The sequence below is a fragment of the Salinisphaera aquimarina genome (assembly GCF_042643355.1).
GTDB classification, from domain to species: domain Bacteria; phylum Pseudomonadota; class Gammaproteobacteria; order Nevskiales; family Salinisphaeraceae; genus Salinisphaera; species Salinisphaera aquimarina.
Genome location: NZ_JBHRSS010000003.1, coordinates 58,111 through 78,466, shown reverse-complemented (window position 1 = coordinate 78,466; position 20,356 = coordinate 58,111). Strand labels below are relative to the sequence as shown.

The 20,356-nt window shown below is 64.8% G+C and carries 16 protein-coding genes; 4 read left to right on the top strand and 12 right to left on the bottom strand.

Annotated features, from left to right (window positions below; genetic code table 11):
- Positions 1-3: 3 nt before the first annotated feature.
- The 6 genes from ACFOSU_RS03935 to ACFOSU_RS03910 form a co-directional block, all read right to left on the bottom strand.
- Positions 4-1,632, bottom strand: a complete 1,629-nt coding sequence (locus ACFOSU_RS03935; RefSeq protein WP_380686670.1) for a DUF4331 domain-containing protein — start codon at positions 1,630-1,632, stop codon at positions 4-6.
- A 240-nt stretch (positions 1,633-1,872) separates the two neighbouring features.
- The gene (selD, locus tag ACFOSU_RS03930; protein ID WP_380686668.1) at positions 1,873-4,161 is read right to left on the bottom strand and encodes a selenide, water dikinase SelD; all 2,289 of its coding nucleotides are present in this window, start codon (positions 4,159-4,161) and stop codon (positions 1,873-1,875) included.
- Positions 4,162-4,498: 337 nt separating this feature from the next.
- Positions 4,499-4,711 (bottom strand): hypothetical protein, encoded by a 213-nt coding sequence (locus ACFOSU_RS03925; protein WP_380686665.1) that lies wholly within the window; start codon positions 4,709-4,711, stop codon positions 4,499-4,501.
- A gap of 12 nt (positions 4,712-4,723) precedes the next feature.
- Positions 4,724-5,332, bottom strand: a complete 609-nt coding sequence (locus tag ACFOSU_RS03920) for a rhomboid family intramembrane serine protease (protein WP_380686663.1) — start codon at positions 5,330-5,332, stop codon at positions 4,724-4,726.
- A 61-nt stretch (positions 5,333-5,393) separates the two neighbouring features.
- Positions 5,394-6,722, bottom strand: coding sequence for an MFS transporter (locus ACFOSU_RS03915; RefSeq protein WP_380686661.1), 1,329 nt, complete (start codon positions 6,720-6,722; stop codon positions 5,394-5,396).
- A 99-nt stretch (positions 6,723-6,821) separates the two neighbouring features.
- Positions 6,822-7,181, bottom strand: a complete 360-nt coding sequence (locus ACFOSU_RS03910; protein WP_380686659.1) for a DUF427 domain-containing protein — start codon at positions 7,179-7,181, stop codon at positions 6,822-6,824.
- A 445-nt stretch (positions 7,182-7,626) separates the two neighbouring features.
- Here ACFOSU_RS03910 and ACFOSU_RS03905 point away from each other — a divergent pair, with 445 nt between their 5' ends.
- From ACFOSU_RS03905 to ACFOSU_RS03895, 3 genes are all read left to right on the top strand, one after another.
- Entirely contained in the window at positions 7,627-9,258 is a 1,632-nt protein-coding gene (locus tag ACFOSU_RS03905; RefSeq protein WP_380686657.1) for a dihydroxyacetone kinase subunit DhaK, read from the top strand.
- Positions 9,259-9,653: 395 nt separating this feature from the next.
- Positions 9,654-11,099: an aldehyde dehydrogenase gene (gene aldA, locus ACFOSU_RS03900; RefSeq protein ID WP_380686655.1), complete on the top strand. Its 1,446-nt coding sequence runs from the start codon at positions 9,654-9,656 to the stop codon at positions 11,097-11,099.
- Between the two features lie 23 nt (positions 11,100-11,122).
- A complete protein-coding gene (locus tag ACFOSU_RS03895) occupies positions 11,123-13,276 on the top strand; it encodes a PQQ-dependent dehydrogenase, methanol/ethanol family (protein WP_380686653.1) in 2,154 nt (717 codons plus the stop codon).
- A gap of 70 nt (positions 13,277-13,346) precedes the next feature.
- On the opposite strand, the gene ACFOSU_RS03890 is transcribed toward ACFOSU_RS03895, so the two are convergent.
- The 4 genes from ACFOSU_RS03890 to ACFOSU_RS03875 form a co-directional block, all read right to left on the bottom strand.
- A complete protein-coding gene (locus ACFOSU_RS03890; RefSeq protein WP_380686651.1) occupies positions 13,347-15,266 on the bottom strand; it encodes a sigma-54-dependent Fis family transcriptional regulator in 1,920 nt (639 codons plus the stop codon).
- A gap of 89 nt (positions 15,267-15,355) precedes the next feature.
- Complete coding sequence (locus tag ACFOSU_RS03885) at positions 15,356-15,946, bottom strand: 2-hydroxychromene-2-carboxylate isomerase (protein WP_380686649.1); 591 nt, start codon at positions 15,944-15,946, stop codon at positions 15,356-15,358.
- 35 nt (positions 15,947-15,981) lie between these two features.
- A complete protein-coding gene (locus ACFOSU_RS03880) occupies positions 15,982-16,710 on the bottom strand; it encodes an SDR family oxidoreductase (protein ID WP_380686647.1) in 729 nt (242 codons plus the stop codon).
- A 119-nt stretch (positions 16,711-16,829) separates the two neighbouring features.
- Complete coding sequence (locus tag ACFOSU_RS03875; RefSeq protein ID WP_380686645.1) at positions 16,830-17,357, bottom strand: DUF6314 family protein; 528 nt, start codon at positions 17,355-17,357, stop codon at positions 16,830-16,832.
- Here ACFOSU_RS03875 and ACFOSU_RS03870 point away from each other — a divergent pair.
- Complete coding sequence (locus ACFOSU_RS03870) at positions 17,356-18,213, top strand: EamA family transporter (protein WP_380686643.1); 858 nt, start codon at positions 17,356-17,358, stop codon at positions 18,211-18,213. The genes ACFOSU_RS03875 and ACFOSU_RS03870 overlap by 2 nt on opposite strands.
- Before the next feature lie 130 nt (positions 18,214-18,343).
- On the opposite strand, the gene ACFOSU_RS03865 is transcribed toward ACFOSU_RS03870, so the two are convergent.
- Complete coding sequence (locus ACFOSU_RS03865; protein WP_380686641.1) at positions 18,344-18,787, bottom strand: MarR family winged helix-turn-helix transcriptional regulator; 444 nt, start codon at positions 18,785-18,787, stop codon at positions 18,344-18,346.
- 247 nt (positions 18,788-19,034) lie between these two features.
- A complete protein-coding gene (locus ACFOSU_RS03860; RefSeq protein ID WP_380686639.1) occupies positions 19,035-20,198 on the bottom strand; it encodes a hypothetical protein in 1,164 nt (387 codons plus the stop codon).
- Between the last annotated feature and the right edge of the window lie 158 nt (positions 20,199-20,356).

Below are 20,356 nucleotides of genomic sequence, written 5' to 3'. Positions count from 1 at the left end.
TCCTCAGCCGTCGTTGGCGTCATCGGTCGACGCATCATCAGCTGCCGTGTTCGGCGAACCCGGAATCGGCGTCTGCAGATACGGGAAGCTGCTGTCGTACTCGGCCCGGTTGGGCAGGGCGCCATCGGTGACCACGTTGCCTTCGTTCACTATCGTCGGCGTGCCCGAGCTCACATCGCAGGTCTGCAGGCTGTTCGGGTTGTCGGCGGTAATCGCACCTTCGGCCGCGTTCAGCTCGATGTCGACGATATCGTCGAAGGGACGACGACCGTTCGGGAAACCCGAGGTGTCGCAGGCGAGCAGGCCGAGGCTGTTCTGATCGGCCAACGCCACCGGCGCGACGGCTGTGTTCAGACGCAGCATCTCTCCGGGCGTCGGAGTGCCCGTACCTACCTGATTAGAGAATACGACATTGCCGTCGCCATCCTGCAGCAACAGACCGGTCAGGAACGCGGAGACGAGGTCGCTACGCGGATTCGCCGGCGTCTGTACGGCTGGGAACAATGCCGTGACCAGTACCGGCAGTGAAGGATTGGTCACGAACTGCAGGAACTGCGGATCGTCGACCGGCTCGCTGGTGTTGAAGCGATCCTTCTGGTCGAGACCGATGACCACTTCGTTGACCAGCGGCGAACCCAGACGCGAAACTTGCGACAACGGGCCGCCACGGACCTGCGAGCCGGTGTTTGAGTCCGTGTTCGGGGTCTGCGGATTCGGGTTCAGCACGCCCGCCTGCGGCAGGCTGGCAGTGGTCCAGCCGCCGATCGAGGGACTGTCGGTGCCGGTGATCAGACAACTCGTGGGCACCTGTAGCGCCAGGCTGGTGATGTTCTTGTCGGCCAGGATATTGCGGCCGGCGTTGCGGGCGTAGCCCGGCGCGACCGGCGCATCGGCGCTGTTCTGGTTGACCAGATCGAACAATTCGCCGAGATTGACGACGAAGCCTTCCTTGCGCTGGCCGGCGAACAGCTTGCCTTGGGTGTCACAGCCCGGGATATTGACCGAATACATGTACTGGTCGGCGTAACTTTCGTAGTCCGGGAACGACTTGTTGCCGATGTTGGCCATCGGTTTGATGAAGGTGCTGCCGCCATCGCTGCTGGTGAGTGCACTGGCACTGCCGGTGCGACGGTCGCCGCGGATCAGGTTGACCGTGTAATTCTGGATCACGCTCAGATTGGCGTTGTCATCGCCGGCTTCGGTCGGCCCGATATTGACCAGCGGTACCGTGGTGGTTACGTCGTTGCCTTCGGCATCCTGACCGGCCGGTACAGCGGGTACATTGAACACGTTATTGAACTTGAACTGGAAGGTCAGGTCCTCGACCGCGTCGCCGTCGTTGTCGATATGAATTTCATAGACCGCGTTTGGATCCAGCTCGAAATAGTTCGGGCCGCCGTAGCTGGCCTGCAGCGGATCGTAGTTGGCGATCAGCGTGACCGAATCGGTGGCGGCATCGTCACCATAGCTGCGGAACATGTAGAAATCGGTGCCGTCGACCTTGGGCGCCGAGGTGATGAAAGGCGCTTCGCGGTGGCTGGAGGCCTGGGCGGTAACGCCCATGCCCAGACAGACTACGGCTGTGGCGGCGCTGGCCGCGACCAGCGGCCATCCCTGTTTAATCTTTCGCACGTTTTATACCCCTCCGGAACGAGAGTGTTCCGGTCCCTGGTGGTTGTTGACGGCATCGATCGGCGCTCTCTCGATCCGAGCTGCGCCGCTTGCCGCGTTCGCCCGCACTATTGGTGTGCGTGTGTCACCACCATGCGCCGGCCATATGCCGAAATACAGCTAAATCGCTGCGCGAACGAGGCCAGACTGTCGTATTGGGATATTTTTCCCAACATAACTTGTTCATATTGAAGCCAAAACCTAACGCCCGGGTAGCGCCTGTTTTTCGGCGGGTTTTATAGCTGTAACCCGGACATGAGTCGCGGTTTGCGCGGAATCCGCCGCTGGCGGGCATTCGGCACGGTCGGCGAGATGCCCGATTATCGCCGCCTGCAGGTAGCCCGCCTGTCGCAGCGCGTCCACACATCGTTCGGCCTGGTGGGCCGGCAGTGCGCCAAGCAGGCCACCGGCGATCTGTGGATCGAACAACAGCGGCCATGCCTTATGCGTCTCGGCGTCGGGATCCTCATCCGCCTGTCGGCGCATGGCCCGGTTCTGATCGTACGGCGAGCTACACATGCCGTCGGCCGCCAGCAGCGCCGCGCCGTCGAGCAGCGGCAGGGCATCGAGATACACCACCCCATCGACCGGGCTCGATCTGAGTAGATTCTCCAGGTGGCCGATCAGCCCGAAGCCGCTGATATCGGTACAGGCTCTTGCCTCATGCTCGTGCAGACAGGCGGCGGCCGCCGCGTTCGATTCGCGCATCCGGGCGATGGCCGCCGCAATCCACTCGCCGCGCGCCAGATGACGCCTGTCGGCGGCGAACAGCACACCGGTGCCGAGCGGTTGGGTCAGGATCAGTGCCATGCCGGCTGCGAGCGGGGCGCGTTCGCTGTCCGTCAAGGGGGGGAGCACGCCATTGACGGCGAAGCCGATTCCCAGCCCGGCGGCTTCCGACGAATGTCCGCCGAGCAGCGTTGCGCCAGCTTCGGCGAGTACCGCGCTGGCGCCGGCAAGCATCTGGAACAGCTGTTCTTCCATGAGAGCGTCCACGGCCAGCGGTACGCTTGCATGCACGAGCGCGGAATGCGGCGCGGCGCCCACTGCATACAGATTGTTGAGCGCATGCTGGGCCGCGATTTCGCCCAGCCGGTAGGGATCGCCGATGAAATCGGGCAGGTAGTCGAACGACTGCGCCAGTCGCTGGCCGGCGGGCGATGTGAACAACGCCGCGTCGGCGCGATGCTCGATCGCTGCGTCGATTGATATGCCGCACGACCGGGCAAGCCGATCGAGTACGCGATCGAGCACCGTCTGACCGACCTTGGCACCGCGGCGCATGGGCGGCGGTTCGGACTGCTCCGGTAGGCCCCGGGTACCCCGGTCGACCCAGTCGCGATCCGGCGCCGTCGGCGGCAGATCGCTGTAGCGGGCCATGAAGCGCCGATCGATCCATTCCTTGATCCGCCAGGGCGTCTTGCCGGCGAGCGTGATGCCGTCCCGTGAAGCCACCGCCTGTCGGTCACCGGTGCCGATGAGCGCGAGCGCCTTTTTCTGGGCCTTGAACCGTCGCAGCGTGTGGCCCCGCGCCTGCCGACGCAGGTTGTCGGCGAGTATCGGTCCTTCGCGGACCGCGAATACGCCGGACTTCGGCCTGGGTTCGGGCAGGGCGGCGACATCGCCGGCGGCGAACACGTTCGGGTGCGATATCGACTGCAACGTGTCGCCCACGCACAGGAAGCCGCGTTCGTCGAGCGTCAATCCGCTACCGGCCAGCCACTCGGGCGCGCTCGCGCTGGTCGCCCAGAATACCGTATCGGTAGCGTGCCGGGTGCCGTCCGCGAGCGTGAGTTCGTCGTGGTCCACGCCGACCACGGCCTGGCCTGTATGCACATCGATCGCACGTTCGGCCAGAATCCGGCGAAAACGGTGCTGCACTGCCTTGTTATGGGCGGCGAGTACCGTCTCGCTACGGGTCAACAGACTCAGCCGCGGGGCGTGGGCCGTGCCCCGCAGTCGATGCGCGAGTGCGAGCACGAGTTCGACCCCGCCGGCACCGGCGCCGACTACCGCCACCCGGGGAGCGATACCGGCATCGGCCCATCGCCGCTCGAAAGCGGCCAGCCGTGCGGTCAGCGTCGATACCGGTTTCACCGGGATCACGTGCTCTGCAGCACCCGGCACCGAATCCCAGGCCGGAGTCGAGCCGGTATTGAGTGACAGCAGGTCATAGCGCAGCGCGGGCCGGTCGCCGATCTCGACATGTTGGCGTTCGACGTCGAGCCCGGTGACGGTAGCCGGCACGATCTGGGCGCCGGCGAAACGCGCCAGCCGCCGCAGATCGATATGCATCTCGTCGGCTTTGTAGTGGCCGGCAATCAGACCCGGCAGCATGCCCGAATAAGGCGTATGCATGTCCGGACAGACCAGCGTCACGCGCAGCCCGGGCACGGGCGTCATCCCCAGGCGCCTGAGCACTTCGACATGGGCATGGCCGCCGCCGGCCAGCACCAGGTCGCGCAGATATGGAGACTCGTTTTTATTCACGCGTGGGTCGTCGGTCTCGTTGCCAGGAACATGGAGGTTCATTCAAGGGGAGTGTCGCACGCGCGTCAGCGCCTGCCAGTGCCCGCGACACAGCCGATCGTGGAGATGAATTCCGCGGCGGCCTCGTGCCGGCTTAGAGCGCGCAGGCTGAGATCCCTGTTCTGCTTGCCAGGAAGGGCGTCGCCGGAATTCGCTTGGGTCAGACATCCGGCGACTTCATCCCTTCCTGGCTGCGCTGCTCGGCGTAGCGCCAAGGGGGTGCAATCCAGTCAAACACCGACACGGGCTCGGCGTCTTGATCCTTTGCGCGGCGGGTCGATGGGTGATCTTGCCCCGATCAATGCAAGGCGGCGAAGCCCTCGGTCGACAGTCGGTAGAGGATCAGCAGGGCATAGATGACGACCAATCCCACGCAGACGATGGTGATCGTATGCGGGCCTTTCTCTTCGGGGATCACGTCGCCGCGCATGATGCGCAGGCGCTTGATCAGCAGCCGGACGGCCAGCCAGCCGAGGAAGGCGAATATCAGGAGGCCGAAGAAGAACTTCACCGGGCGCCCGCGCTAACCGCCGAAGCCCGGCTGCATCAGCCGTTCGAGAAAGATCGGGCCAATGCGTGGTTCCATGCACAGCGTGAACAGCAGGCCGAAGCCGGCGCCCCACAGATGCGCGCTGTGATTGATGTGATCGTGGCCCAGGCGCGTGGCATAGAAACCGTAGGCCGTGAACAGAATGGCGTACAGAATCGCCGGAATCGGAAAGAAGAAGACATAGATCGTCGACCACGGCGCGATCAGGATATAAGCGAACAGCACGGCCGAGACCGCGCCCGATGCGCCCAGGCTGCGATAGCGTGAATCGTTCTTGTGGCGCAGATAGCTGGGCAGGATGGCGACCACGATCGCCGCGAGGTAGAACAGCGCAAAACCCGCGACCCCGATATAGCGTTCGAAGAACCCCTCGATCGCCCGTCCGAAGAAGAACAGCGTCACCATGTTGAACAGCAGATGCTGGCCGTCGGCGTGTACGAAGCCGTGCGTGACCAGCCGCCAGTACTCGCCGCGGTTGACCGCCGGCGGCCAGAACAGCAGCCGGTCGAGCAGGCCGCGATTCTGAAAACAGGGGAACGAGATCGCGCAGGTGAGCGCGATCAGCGCAATCGTGATGAACATGCTGCTGCCGCCGAAAAACCTCAGGCGCCCGAGTATACGGATCGAGCGCGGTCGGGGTGGATCACGGCCGGCGCACCGCCGACTGGGCGCGCCCGGCCGCGCCCAGCACCATGCGCCCGATACGCAGCCCGGCCTGGCCGGGGGTCTCCTTCGCGCGCGAGAATTCCGTATTGCGCGGATCGATTTCGTACAGGCCGTAGCCGCCGTGCGGCGACGTCGTGTAGTAATCCACGCGCTCGTCTTCCGGCACGTCCGCGCGCCGCTGCAGCCGATACAGCAGATAGATCGCGAGCAGCAACAGGAAGCCGGTGTTGGTGAAGAACAGGCCGTTGGGGCCGAACTCGTCCATCACGCTGGCCGCGACGATGGGCCCGATACAGCTGCCGATACCGTAGGACAGCAGCAGCGTGGTGCTGGCGGCGGTGATCCGGTGCGTGGGCATCTGATCGTTGGTGATCGCCACCGATACCGGATACAGCGCCGCCGACAGGCCCATGTACAGGCCCACGACCGCGATCAGCAGGCGCGGATGTTCGCTGCCCATGAGCGGGATGGCGATGCTGGCAGCGGCCGCCACCGCGAGTACGGCCATCAGCACGCGTCGGCGGTTGAATCGATCGCACAGGCGGCCCACCGGCCAGGCCAGCACCATGGCGCCGACGATCGCGCTGGCCATGAACAGCGACACGCGGTTGGTCGGCAGGCCGATACGGTCGGCGTAGACCGGCGCCATCGCATAGAAGGCGCTGATCAACAGGCCGGCGATCAGCGAGCCGCTCACCCCGACCGGGGAGATCCGATACAGCGCAATCAGCGACAGCCGCTCCGCGCCCTCGATCGGCGGCGCATGCATGCGTGTGAGCGACAGCGGAATCACCGCCAGCCCCACCAGAATCGCGGCCAGCGTGAACGGGAACACCGCATCGGTCTCGCCGATGTTGATCAACAGCTGGCCGGAGGCGGTGGAGAGGAAGAACACCACCTGGTACACCGCAAACAGACGCGCCCGGTTGTCGTTGCTCGCGCGGCTGGAGAACCAGCTTTCCATGACGATCATCAACCCGGCCATCGCGAAACCGCCCAACGCCCGCAGTGCTGCCCAAAGCGGCGCGTTCACGGCCAGTGGATAGATCTGGATGGACACTGCCAGCACGGTTGCGAACACGGCGAAGGCGCGGATATGGCCGACGCGTTCGACCACGCGCTCGGCGAACAGCGTGCCGGCCACGAAACCCACCGAGTAGCAGACCATGATCCAGCCGATCACGGTGGTGGTCAGCCCTTCGTGGCTCAGGCGCAGGCCCAGCAGCGTCATGAGGAAGGCATTGCCGGAAATCAGCAGGATTATGCTGGCGATCAGGGCAACTAGGGAAGCGGCCAAGCGGGACATGGCGAAACTCGAAAACAGTAGTCAGACGACGCGTCGCCGCTTGGGCGACATCTTGAGAGCAGGGCAGCGCGCCCGCCGAGCAGGGGCGCGAAAGCCGATTCAGTATTCTTCGATATGCAGTGTCAGCTGCGGATGATCGAAGGACAGATAGCCTGCGATCGCCGCCATCGCGTCGATGGGCTGCTCGTAGCTCCACGCCGCGTCGTCGAGTGTTGTCGCCGCGTGTTGCAGATTGAAGTAGGTGGCGTCGCCCTTGAAGGGGCAATGGGTGCGCTTGTCGGAGACGCGCAGCGTACCCGGCGCGATGTCCGCGCGTGGCAGGTACAGACGTACGGGGTAGCCGGTCTCGTGGAGCTCGATCGCGGCGCATGTGTCGGCAACCAGTTGCTCGCCGGTCGTCGCCCGCACGCGTCCGTGGAAGGCATTCAGGCGAATACGATCGTCAGGGCCTGCCGGCATGGCTTGTCTCCGAAAACTGATGGGCCACGCACGTCGCCGTTCGCCAACCAACGAAACCAGCGCTTGCGAACACGTGATCTGGTTGCGCGCACCGTGTTTTCAAGACAACGGCGGCTGTTTTTGCTTAATTCTGTTCACTTAAGCGATGTGGCCCGGAGATTGGCGGGAAGACGTGTTGCCCGATCATGCCTCGTATTCAGAGTGCTCCGGCTGTGGCTCATTTGTGGCGAACCGAATTATCCGGAGGCGTCGGCGTTTATGTGGCGCTTGATTCAACAGCATTGGCATTTCTGCCGGCTTTTTCGCGTGCGCCGGATCAGTTCCGGTGCCGCGGCTCAGCGCTGCAGGCCATGGGCAGGCCACTGGTAGCATCGGTATCCAAAGCAACCGTTTTTCATGGCGCAGCCGCGGACCCGAGGCGGTGCCCCGCAGTCAGGAGTAGTGCATGGATTATTTCTACAACGAACCGGCCACCGTCGTCGACGACGTGATCGACGGTATGGGCCGTCTCGCGCCGATCACGCGCAGCCAGAATACGCACGGCGTGCGGGTGGTGGTCGACCGGGACTGGAAGAGGGATCGCGTGGCGGTGCTGTCGGGCGGCGGTGCCGGTCACGAGCCGTCGCATGCCGGTTTCGTCGGTCGCGGCATGCTGGCGGGCGCGATTGCCGGCGATCTGTTCACCTCGCCCAGCGTGGAGGCCGTGCTCGCCGCGATCCGTGCGACCTGCGGTGATGCCGGTTGCCTGCTGGTAATCAAGAACTACACCGGCGACCGGCTCAATTTCGGCCTCGCCGCCGAGCGCGCCGCGAATGAGGGTTACACGGTGCGCTGCGTTATCGTTGCCGACGACATCGCGCTCGCCGATGCGCCGCAGCCGCGCGGTCTGGCCGGGACCGTGCTGGTGCACAAGATCGCGGGCCACCTGGCCGCCGAAGGCGCCGATCTGGACACCGTGGCCGACGCCGCGCAGCGGGTGTGCGACCAGCTGTGTTCGCTGGGCATCGCGTTATCAAGCTGCACGCTGCCCGGCCACGACATCGATCGGCGCTCGCCCGAACTGGGCCTGGGCATTCACAACGAGCCGGGCGTACGCGAGGTGGCGCCGGTCGATGCCGCCGATGCCATGCGCATGGTGCTGGAGCCGCTGGTCGCGGCGGCGGATACACGCAGCGGCGCGGATACGCAGTGGGTCGTCATGCTCAACAATCTTGGCGGCTGTGCGACCCAGGAAATGGGCGTGCTGTTCGAGCAGATGCTGCGCCAGTTGCCGGCGGCGCGGGTGGCGCGCGCGGTCGTGCCGGCGCCGCTGATGACGTCGCTGGACATGCACGGTTTCTCGGTAACGATTCTGCCCGCGCACGACGATTTCGTGCAGGCGCTGGAAGCACCGGTCGCGGCGCTGAGCTGGCCGGGGCTGCGCACGCCGACAGCGGTGTGTACCTTCGAACCCAGTCTGAGCGTGGCCTCGACTGCCCCGCGAGGGAAACGAGACGAGCGCTGCGAACAGCGGCTGCGAGCCGTGATTGACACGCTATGTGTCGCGCGCGAGGACCTGGACGCGCTCGACGCCAAATCGGGTGACGGCGATACCGGCACCACTTTCGCCGCCGGGGCGCGGGCGATCGGCGCTGCCCTGGATGCGGGCGAACTCGCCACTGGCGATAACCCCCGGCTGGCCAACGAGATCGGCGATCTGCTGGCCCGTGACATGGGGGGCTCCAGCGGCGTGTTGTTGTCGATCTTCTGTACTGCAGCCGGTGCCGCGCTCAACGAAGACGCCGACTGGGCCAGCGCGCTGGGCCGCGGCGTCGAGCGCATGCAGCACTACGGCGGCGCGGCGCGCGGCGATCGCACATTGCTCGACGCGCTGCTGCCGGCGATCGACGCGCTCGCCGAAGGCGCCGATCTGACCGAAGCTGCCAGACGTGCACGTGCCGGTGCCGACGCCACCCGGCAAATGACCCACGCCAACGCCGGTCGTGCGGCCTATGTGCGCGAAAGCGCGCTGCGCGACGTGACCGACCCCGGTGCGGAGGCGGTTGCCCGCGTATGGGAGACGTTGGCTGCAGGCTGAGCCGGTTGTGACGTGAAACACCTGTTGCATTGAGCGCAACAGGTGACTCGGTTCGAGCGTCGCATTGCGACGCTCGGCACTTTCCGTCCTATTGCTCGCCGATCGCTCGAAGTCGGACTGGCGTTCGGTAGAAACCTTTTCAAATCAGAACGTCGCGCTTGCGCGCGCCCGCCCGTGTCTTGGTCTGGCACGGCGCTTGCCACCCTAGCCATGGATAAACGCGGCCGCATTGCGACGGCCGCCACGAATAAACCAGACGTTCGAGGAGATTCTGCAACGGCTCGACGTGCGCTCGCCGGCCCGGTGTGCGGCAACGGCCGTGGCACGCGCCGGCTCCGGCACGGCCTGCGCAGCGTCTGCTCCAACGCGGTCCATTGGCACAAGGAGCGCACAACGTGAGCGAATCCACAGACATCGAGCAGAACTTCATCGACGGCCGTTTCGTGGCCGGCGGGGGTGACGCGATCAGCGTCGAAAACCCGGCCACCCAGGCCACCCTCGGCCAGATCCCCGACAGCGACGCCGGTGTGGTCAACGACGCGGTGGCCGCCGCGCGCCGTGCTCAGCCGGCCTGGGAAAAAAGACCGGCGATCGAGCGGGCCGGCTATCTGCGCCAGATCAGCGCGAAGCTGCGAGAGCGCGTGGCCGAGTTCGCCGACATCATCGTGCGCGAGCAGGGCAAGGTGCGTGCGCTGGCCGAAGTCGAGGTGAACTTCACCGCCGACTATATCGACTATATGGCCGAGTGGGCGCGCCGTATCGAGGGTGAGGTCATCGAAAGCGACCGCGCCGGCGAGACGATCTTCCTGCTGCGCAAACCGGTCGGCGTGGTCGCCGGCATTCTGCCGTGGAACTTCCCGTTCTTTCTGATCGCTCGCAAGATGGCGCCGGCGCTGGTCACCGGCAACACGGTGGTGATCAAACCCAGCGAGGAAACGCCGCTCAACGCCTATGCGTTCGCGAAGCTCGTCGCCGAGACCGATCTGCCGGCGGGCGTGTTCAATCTGGTGGGCGGGCGCGGTGCGAGCACCGGCGATGCGCTGTGTTCGCATCCCGACGTGGGCCTGATCACGTTCACGGGCAGCGTGGCCACCGGTTCGCGGATCATGGCCACGGCGGCGAAAAACCTCACCCGCGTGAACCTGGAACTGGGCGGTAAGGCGCCCGCGATCGTGCTGGCCGACGCCGATCTGGATCTGGCCGCCAAGGCGATCTGTGATTCGCGCACGATCAATACCGGCCAGGTCTGCAACTGCGCGGAGCGGATCTATGTCGAGAAAAGCGTGGCCGAGCCGCTGGCCGAAAAGATCGCCGCCCATCTGAAGGCCACGCGCTACGGCGATCCCTCGGCGGAAAGCGATCTCGATATGGGCCCGCTCATCAACAAGGCAGGGCTGGACAAGGTCGCGGCCATGGTCGAGCAGGCGCAGGCCGACGGCGCGACGGTGGTCACCGGCGCCAGCGTGGCCGATCTCGGCCAGGGCTATCACTATCTGCCGACCCTGCTGACGGACTGTCGCGCGGACATGGCGATCATGCGCGACGAGATCTTCGGCCCGGTGCTGCCCATGCAGACCGTGGATTCACTGGACGAGGCCGTGGCACTTGCCAACGACTCCGACTACGGCCTGACGTCGTCGATCTACACCACGAATATCAATGCCGCGATGCAGGCCGTGCACGCACTGCAGTACGGCGAGACCTATATCAACCGCGAGAATTTCGAGGCCATGCAGGGCTTTCACGCCGGCCGGCGCAAGTCGGGTATCGGCGGCGCCGACGGCAAGCACGGCCTTTACGAGTTCATGGAGACGCACGTCGTCTACATGCAGCACGGCTAACTGGATCGAGGAGAACGATTCCGATGAAAACAAATAAATCCACCGAAATTCTTGCATGGCGGCGCCGCGCCGTCGTCGCGCTCGCGCTGGCCGCCTTGTGGCAACCGGCGGTGTTCGCCGAAACCGGCAGCGGCGCGCGCGGCCCGGCTGACGTCGACGGCCAGCGCATCATCGATGCCGATGATGAACCCGGCAACTGGATGAGCACCGGGCGTACCTACGACGAGCAGCGTTACAGCCCGCTCGACGACATCGATACCGATAACGTCGATGAACTGGGTCTGGCCTGGCAATACAAGCTGGACGTCGACCGTGGCGTGGAAGCCACGCCGATCGTGGTCGACGGTGTCATGTACACCACCGGTGCCTACAGCATCGTCTATGCGTTCGACGCCGCCTCGGGCGAGCTGCTCTGGAAGCACGACCCGAAGGTCGACCGCACCAAGGCCGCGAGCTTCTGTTGTGGCGTGATCAACCGCGGCGTGGCGGTCTGGAAGGGCAAGGTCTTTCTCGGCACGCTGGACGGACGCATGGTCGCCATCGATGCGGCCAGCGGCAAGGAAGTCTGGTCGGTCGATACCATCATCGATCACGACCGTGGCTATGGCATCACCGGCGCGCCGCGCATCGTCAAGAACAAGGTGATCATCGGCAACAGCGGCGCCGAGTTCGGCGTGCGCGGCTATATCACCGCCTACGACACCGAAACCGGCGATCAGGCCTGGCGTTTCTTCACCGTGCCGGGCGACCCCGCGAAACCGCAGGAGAACGAAGCGCTCGAGATGGCGGTCAAGACCTGGCACGGCGATGCCTGGGTCGAGCAGGGCGGTGGCGGCACCGCCTGGGACTCGATGGCCTACGATCCGGAGCTGAATCTGCTCTATGTCGGCGTCGGCAACGGTTCGATGTGGAACTACAAGGCACGCTCCGACGCGAAGGGCGACAACCTGTTTCTGTCGTCCATCGTCGCCATCAATCCCGACAACGGCGAGTACGTCTGGCATTACCAGACCACGCCGGGCGACGCCTGGGACTACACCGCCACGCAGCACATGATTCTGGCCGACCTGGAGATCGACGGCGAACAGCGCCAGGTGATCATGCAGGCGCCGAAAAACGGTTTTTTCTACGTACTCGATCGCAAGACCGGCAAGGTGATCTCCGCCGAGAAGTACGCGCCGGTCAACTGGGCCAAGAAGGTCGATCTGGAAACCGGCCGGCCGGTGTTCACCGATCACGCCAAGTACTGGGAACAGGATGGCCCGGTGGTGGTTCAGCCCGGTTTCTGGGGTGGCCACGACTGGCAGCCGATGTCCTACAACCCGAACACCGGTCTGGTGTATATCCCGAAGCACTATTTCGAAGTCACCTACGAGGACGTGCGTGATCCGGAATGGACGCCGCAAAAGGGTTTCTACCAGCTCGGCACCAGCGCCGCGGCCATGTCCGACGACGCCGAAGAGATGCAGTCCTGGGCCGATCGCTGGACCGGCGGGCTGCTGGCCTGGGATCCGGTCAAGCAGGAAAAAGTCTGGGAAGTGCCGCACAAAACCATCTTCAACGGCGGCACGCTTTCGACCGCGGGTAATCTCGTGTTTGAAGGCACAGCCGACGGTCGCGTGGTCGCCTATCGCGCCACCGACGGTGAAAAACTCTGGGAATCGCCGGCCAACAGCGGCGTGATGGCCGCGCCCGTGACCTACACCGCCGGCGGCGAGCAATACGTCACCTTCATGGTCGGCTGGGGCGGCGCGTTCTCGACGTTTGCCGGTGGCCAGTCCAAGAATGCCGGCGTGCGGCCCTATGCCGAGGTGCTCACCTTCAAGATCGGTGGCGACGAGAAACTCGCCGAGCCGAACTTCCAGCCGCTGGCCAAGCCGGAACCGCCGAAACAGACGGCGAGCACTGCCGACATCGAGGACGGCAAGGCGCTGATGAACGGCCACTGCAGTCAGTGCCACGGCATGAACGCGGCCAGCGGTGGCGTGACGCCCGACCTGCGCCGCCTGTCGGCCGAGACCCACAAGCAGTTCGCGGCCATCGTCATGGGCGCCCGCCTGAACAACGGCATGCCGTCCTACGCAGGCGTGCTCGACCCGGAAGAGATCGACAAGATCCACGCCTACATCATCAAGCGGGGCAACGATCTGCTTGATGAGGAATATAGCGGCAACTGATTTCCTGCCCTCCGCATGGAAATTTGGGCCGCGTCATCCGACGCGGCCCTTTTTTATGCGGCTTTACTTTTTAATGGCGGTACTTGGGGTCGACGATATCCAGCCGCGCCATGCGCCGGTAGACCGTCGAACGGGCCACGGCCAGATCGCGCGCGACATGCGCGATGTTCCAGTGCCGTTCACGCAGCTGTGCCAGCAGGCGTTCGCGCGGCGTCCGTGTTTCGGTTTCGGTCCCGAATACCGGTGCGCTTGCCGGCAGTGACGGCGCCGGTCTCGACAGAGGGTCGGGTAGGTCGGCGATCGCAATCCCGTCGTCGTCGGCCAGCGCCAGGGCGAACCGCAGCACGTTGCGCAGCTCGCGCACATTGCCGGGCCAGTCGTGGGCGAGCAGACGATCGCGCACGCCGGGCTTGAGATGAGCCAGGCACCCCAGCGCGTCGGCTTCGCGGATCAGCAGGCGTTCGATCAGCCAGTCCACGTCGCGGCGATCACGAAGGGCGGGCAGCGATAGCGTGCCGCCGGCCAGGCGGTAGTAGAGATCCTCGCGGAATGTGCCCGCACTCACGAGTGTCGACAGGTCGCGATGAGTGGCTGTGATCACGCGCAGGTTGAGTGCGATCGGCGTATCGCTGCCCAGCGGCAGGACCTCGCGCTCGGCGAGTACGCGCAGCAGGCGGGTCTGCAGATCGGCCGGCATGTCGCCGATCTCGTCGAGAAAGAGCGTGCCGCCATCGGCCTGCTGAAGCAGGCCCTTCATGCCGTGCCGGCGCGCGCCGGTGAAGCTGCCGGGGGCATAGCCGAACAGTTCGCTTTCGATCAGCGACTCGGGCAGGGCCGCGCAGTTGATGGCGACGAACGCCGCGCTGGATCTTGGGCTCGCGGCGTGCAGCGCGCGGGCGAGTACTTCCTTGCCGCTGCCGGTCTCGCCCTGGATGAGCAGGTCGATCGGCTTGACCGCCAGCCGGCGGGCCTGGGCGATCAGGCGCTGCATGGCGGGGTCGTCGCCGGCCATCGCGTCGAGTGCAGCGGTGGGCGGAGTGCCACCCGGAACCGGTACGCTCGACGTCGCGCGCCGCGGTTGCGACATCGCGGCATGAAACGCATCGTCGCCCCAGGTGCTTAACCGCGCGTCGCCGCGGCCCCGCTTCAGTGCATGCAGGCGCGCGTTACCATCACGAAAGAACGCGCCGATGCCGTGGCCCACCGGGCCGGTACCGGTCGGCGGCCGCAGCGCGTGGCGCGCGCCGGTATTCGCGCCGACAATCATGCCGTCGTCGTCGAGCGCCAGGATCAGGTCGGCGTGGCTGTCGACGAACGGCGCCGAGCGGCCGAGCCGCAACAGCCAGCGGTCACGAAAATGATGGCTGAAATAACTGTCCTCTATCAGCCGCGCATATAGCGAGGTCAGATGCCAGGCCAGGTGCTGGCCTTCGCGGGCGCCCGGCATGGACAGCGCCGAGATATCGAGCACCGCCGCGACGCGCCCGAATGGATCGTGCAGCGGTGCGGCCGTGCAACTCAGATCGAGATTGCCGGCATAGAAATGATCCTCCCGGTGACAGGTCAGGGCCCGTTGCTCGGCGATACAGGTGCCGATCCCGTTGGTGCCGACCACGGTCTCGCCCCAGACGGTGCCTGGACGCAGACCGGCCGCCTGCAGGGCTGGATCGGCGTTGTCGCCGCCCAGGCATTCGAGCGTCACGCCGTCGCTGTCGGCCAGCATGGTGATATAGCCCAGCCCCGCGATATGCGGGTAGAGCTCGTTCATGCCGGCACGCGCCACGTCGAGATAGGCACCCACGCGCTCGCGACGTTCATGCAGGCGCGCCGATGTCACGTCGGAGATGCCCGGGTTGTGCTCCGGCTTCAGCCCGTATTCGCGGGCGCAGCGCAGCCACGATTGGCGGATCAGGCGCTCGCCATGCTTGTGGGCGGCAATCTGGCCCGAATCGATCACCCGGCGAACGGTCTCGCTGTGCGGCTGTGTCATCACGATGCGCCGGCGGCCGGCTTTGCTGAGGGTTCGGTCGCCTACTATTGCCGCCGTCGCTGGCCGCTGCAACCCGGAGTTGGCCGGACTCAGACGTGCGTGAGTGCGCGCTCGACGAAATCCAGCCGGTCCTGGCCGAAGAACAGTTCGTCGTCGACGATGAAGCTGGGTGCGCCGAACACACCGCGCGCTACGGCCTCGTCGGTGGCGGCGATCAGTGCCTGCTTGGTTTCGGGTGCACTCACGGCGGCCATGAACTCGCTCGCCTCGAAGCCGACGTCGGCGAGCGTGTGTTCGAGTACCGCCGGGTCGCCCAGATCGCGGTTGTCGACCCAGAGTGCGCGAAACACCGCGTCCACATAAGTCGGGAAACGAATGTCGTCGAGCAGGGCGACGGCCCCGCGCATGAGAGTGAGCGTATTGATCGGAAAGGCGTCGTTGAACTGATATTCGATGCCGTAGCGTTCGACGAAGCGGGCCATGTCCCGGCGCAGATATGCGCCTTTTGCCGGCACTTCGCCTGGTGCGTGATTGCCGGTGGCCTTGAACACGCCGCCCAGCAGCATGGGCCGCCAGACCAGGTCGGTGATGCAGCGCTCACACAGGGCGGGGAGCTGGGTATAGGCCAGATAGGCGTTGGGGCTGCCGAAGTCGAAAAAGAATTCGAGTTTTCTGGTCATGGTCTTACCTCTGACCGGTTAACGATATCGTCGATCTAGAAAGATTCGAGCCAGGGGCGCAGGTCCATTTCCTGGGTCCAGGTGTCGCGTGGCTGGCCGTGCAGTTGCCAATAGGCCTCGGCGATATGATCGGGGTTGAGAATGCCGTCGTCGACTTTCTTCGCGTAGCGGTCGGGGAAGTTGTCGCGGATGAACGCGGTGTCGATAGCGCCGTCGATGACCGTGTGCGCCACGTGGATGCCCTCGGGGCCGAGCTCGCGGGCCATGCTCTGCGCCAGCGAACGCAGCGCGAACTTGGCCCCGGAGAACGCCGAGAAGCCGGCGCCGCCGCGCATGGAGGCGGTCGCGCCGGTAAAAATGATCGTGCCCCGGCCGCGCGGGCGCATGACGCGTGCGGCTTCGCGGCCGGTGAGAAAACCGGCGAAGGCGGACATCTCCCAGACCTTGCGATAGACCCGGGCGGTGGTGTCGTTGATGCCGAAACGCACATTGCCGCCGATATTGAAGATCGCGACCTCCAGCGGTCCGATATCGGCCTCGATGGTGTCGATCATGGCCACGACCTGGGCTTCGTCACGGGCATCACAGCCAAATGCGCGTGCGCTGCCGCCCTCGGCCTCGATCTGCTGCACCAGCGGCTGAAGCTTGTCGGCGGTGCGCCGCGCGACGCAGGCGACGAAACCTTCGCGGGCAAAGCGCCGAGCGATCGCGCCGCCGGTGGCGTCGCCGGCGCCGACCACGAGTACGGCCTTGGAGCTACCCATGTCTGGAGTCCTTGTTCATTGCCTGCATCGACATCGAATCGGCTGATCTCTGCCTGTATTGCATGTCCGTATTCGTAGTCGACCGTTCAGGCTCTCGATAAAGCGTGCATATACAAGTATCAGCGGTGAGCAGGGGCGTCAACGTCTTTGTGAACCGGGTCGGCGACGCGATAGTGGTAGATGAGTGTTTCGTCCTTGGCCGGCCCGGAGATCGACCATTGCAGCGTGAATCCGGCCTGCGTGAGCGTCAGCTTCGCCTGATACAGGTCGGCGTTGCAGACGTGCGGGTCGGCGCTTGTGAGACAGTCGTTGCCGGTGGCGATCAGGTCGAACAGCCAAACGGGGCGATCACGACCGAAGCGTTCGTGGCTGAGCGACAACACATCGGCACGGCGCTCCCACCGAAAGCTGTTGTGGAAGTTCAGCGGCCGGTCGCTGTCAGCTGGGGTGAAAAGGCCCGTTTCGCTGAAACGCAGCGTATCGTGACCGTGTTCGCAGAGCACCTCGGCGTGCCCGGTGCCGGCCCAGCCGGTGCGCGACCGGGGGCCGGGCGTGGTCGTGAACGCCAGTGAGGCGATCCGCGGCAGGCATTGCCAAGCCTTTACAATGACGGAATTCTCCGCGGTTTTCGTCCCGGTATCGCTCATGATCTGTCTGGTTGCTGTCACGTTGCTGTGGGCGTTTTCCTACAGCCTGATCGGTGTTTATCTGTCGGGTACGGTCGACAGCTATTTCGCCGTACTCACCCGGATCACGCTGGCGAGCCTGCTGTTTCTGCCGGTGCTGCGCTGGCGTGGCTTGGCGCCACGCTGGATTGCGGCGCTGATGGCGGTAGGTGCGGTCGAACTCGGCCTGATGTACACGTTCTTCTATCAGTCCTTCCTGTGGCTGAGCGTACCCGAAGTGCTGCTGTTCACGATATTCACACCGATCTACGTCACCCTCATCGAGGACCTGCTGCAGGCGCGCTTCAACCCGATATATTTGCTGACCGCCCTGGGCGCGGTGGCCGGTGCTGCGGTCATCCGCTACGACGGCGTCGGGCACGGGATCTGGACCGGGTTTGCGATCGTGCAAGGGGCCAATCTGTGTTTCGCCGCAGGCCAGGTGGCCTATCGGCATGTGGCGCCGCATCTGCCGGACGACGTGCCCTCGTGGCGGGTGTTCGGGTGGTTCTTTCTGGGCGCGTGGCCGCTGGCCGCGGCGTTGTTTCTGTGGCGCGGGGACTGGCAGGCGCTGCCGTCGACCACCCAGCAATGGGGCGTGCTGCTCTGGCTGGGCCTGGCGGCGTCGGGCGCCGGCTATTTTCTATGGAACCGGGGCGCCACCCAGGTCGATGCGGGCGCGTTGGCGATCATGAACAATGCATTGATTCCGGCCGGCCTGCTGGTGAACCTGCTGATCTGGAACCGCGACGCCGACGTGGTGCGGCTGGCGCTGGGCGCGGTGATCATCGTCACCGTGCTCGTGATCAACGAACGCTGGGCGCGGCAATCCCGGTAGCGTTATTGCGCCGGTGATCACATGGCCGAACCGATTCGGTGTAATGATATTGACCGCTTCGGCTCACCCGCGACCTGTGCACGAAATCGCAATGTTCCGTGTATGCCGTCACCGACCCGGTTACAGGACGTCAGCTGACCGTCTCGGCGTCCAGGGTCTGGGTGAAACGGTCCAGCAGGGCGTGTAGCTGGAGCATTTCGCTGGCGTTCATCTGGGCTGCGAGTGAACGCTGCGCATGTTGCCAGTGTCGGCGCGCGCGTCGCAGTCGGCTGCGTCCGAGGTCGGTGATTTCGATATGCCGACTGCGTGCATCGTGCCCGGCCACCATGCGGACCCAGTCGCGCTGACGCAGCGTGTGAAGCGTGCGCGTGATGGTCGAGTTGTCCAGATGCAGACGATGGGCAAGATCGCTCGGCCGTACGGGTTCGAGTGCGACGATATGGCTGAGCAACGCGAACTGGCTGCTTTTCATGCCGCTTTCGGCCAGATGGCTGTCGTAATGACGATTGATGATCCGGTTGAGGCATTGCAGCTTCAGGTGCGTACAGTCGGTTTTCGGTGCCTGCGTGCTCATGTGTTCCTGCGCGGTTCGACGGGCCGCGCGCCCTTTTGCGGGGCGCCCCGAGGGGACGCTCTCCATGTTCGATGCGTATTTATGTAATCGGCGGCGGTGACCGGTATCTGAAGCAGCCGTGCTCTTTCGAGCCCCTGTACAGACAGGCTCGCAGTATTGTCGCGTCCGGTCGTATCGCGCGGTTACAGCACGCCGGCTGGATTCAAACGCGGCTTCGCAACGGTCGAGTTGCCGGGTATCGTTGCGCTTATCGCGCCGGGTCGGGCCTTTCTCTCGCGTCTACAGCGGGCAGCGGCACGGCGACGGGTCGGTCGCTTGCGTAGGCACCTTGTTCCAGCGGCTGCGCAGTTGCGCCCCGGGCCGAGATGACCTGCATGGCGGCAAGCCAGATCAGCGGCACCACCTCGATGAAGATTCGTTGTTCCTGCACGCGTCCGGCCAGCAGCGCAAAGAAGATCAGCGGCAGGCCAAAGCCGATCAGGGCCATCGCCAGACGACGGTCGAGGCTGCGGTGCCAGAGCAACACCGGCAGGTACAGGCCTGCCGCGAAACGGGCCACGAAGGTGAGCAGATAGAGCGGGTTCGACAACAGCACAAGATTGGCGATGAAGTGATTCTCGTACTGGGTACCGACCAGCTGCGCATTGGGATTGACGTTGTCCGCGAACAGCCAGTTGAGCGGCCACTGGATAGCCACGAACAGGGCCGCCTGCACAATCAACAGCAACGCCAGCCGGTGCCAGGGCATGCGCGTGGCGAACAGCAACAGGAAGAAGCCGAGCATGAAGACCGTGGTTTCGCGATTGAACGTGCCGATCATGAACAACAGGAAATACAGCGCCATATAACGCCGCGCCGGCGCCCTGGCGTAGCGAGCCAGGGTCAGCGTCATGGCGAAGACGAACAGGGCGGCCGGTAGGTCGTAGACATAGTAGAACAGCGCACGAGGCTGCCAGGTGCCGACGTCGAAGCGCTCGTTGTCGGCGACGAACGCGCTGACCAGTTGCAGATCGGGCGCGATCAGATGCATGAACATCGGGATGACGACAGTAAAGGCGAGCACCCTGCGCATGAGGTCATAGCGGCCGATCTCGAACAGCACCAGAGCACGATAGGCCAGCACGATGAGTACCACCCAGCCGCCGATCTCCAGCAGCCCGAACAGCAGTTTCTCGCCCAGCGGAAGGTAGACCTGCAGCCCGGCCACGATCGCCGGCAGCAGTACCCGATGCTGGAACGGCTCGACCGCGTTGAAAGTCACCAGCCTGTGAAAGGTGGTGAGCTTGAAGGGGGCTGTCGTGGTCAGATGCAGGCAGGTGAGGAACACCGCCACCATGACGGCGGCCAGCAGCCAGATCAGGCGTTCGAGACGGCTCGTCCCGGGAGAAGGCGATAGCGGCGCAGTCGGCATGGGTGCAGCACTCTTGGCTGTTGCGAGTCCGATCGCCGGTGGTGACGGCCCGCCAGGGTTATTGATTGTATTGTTCTGCCGGGCCGCAAGCGGACAGGCCGACACGTCGTCCCCTCGACGTATAAACCGAAAGATAACAGGAGCGTGGCGGAATTACA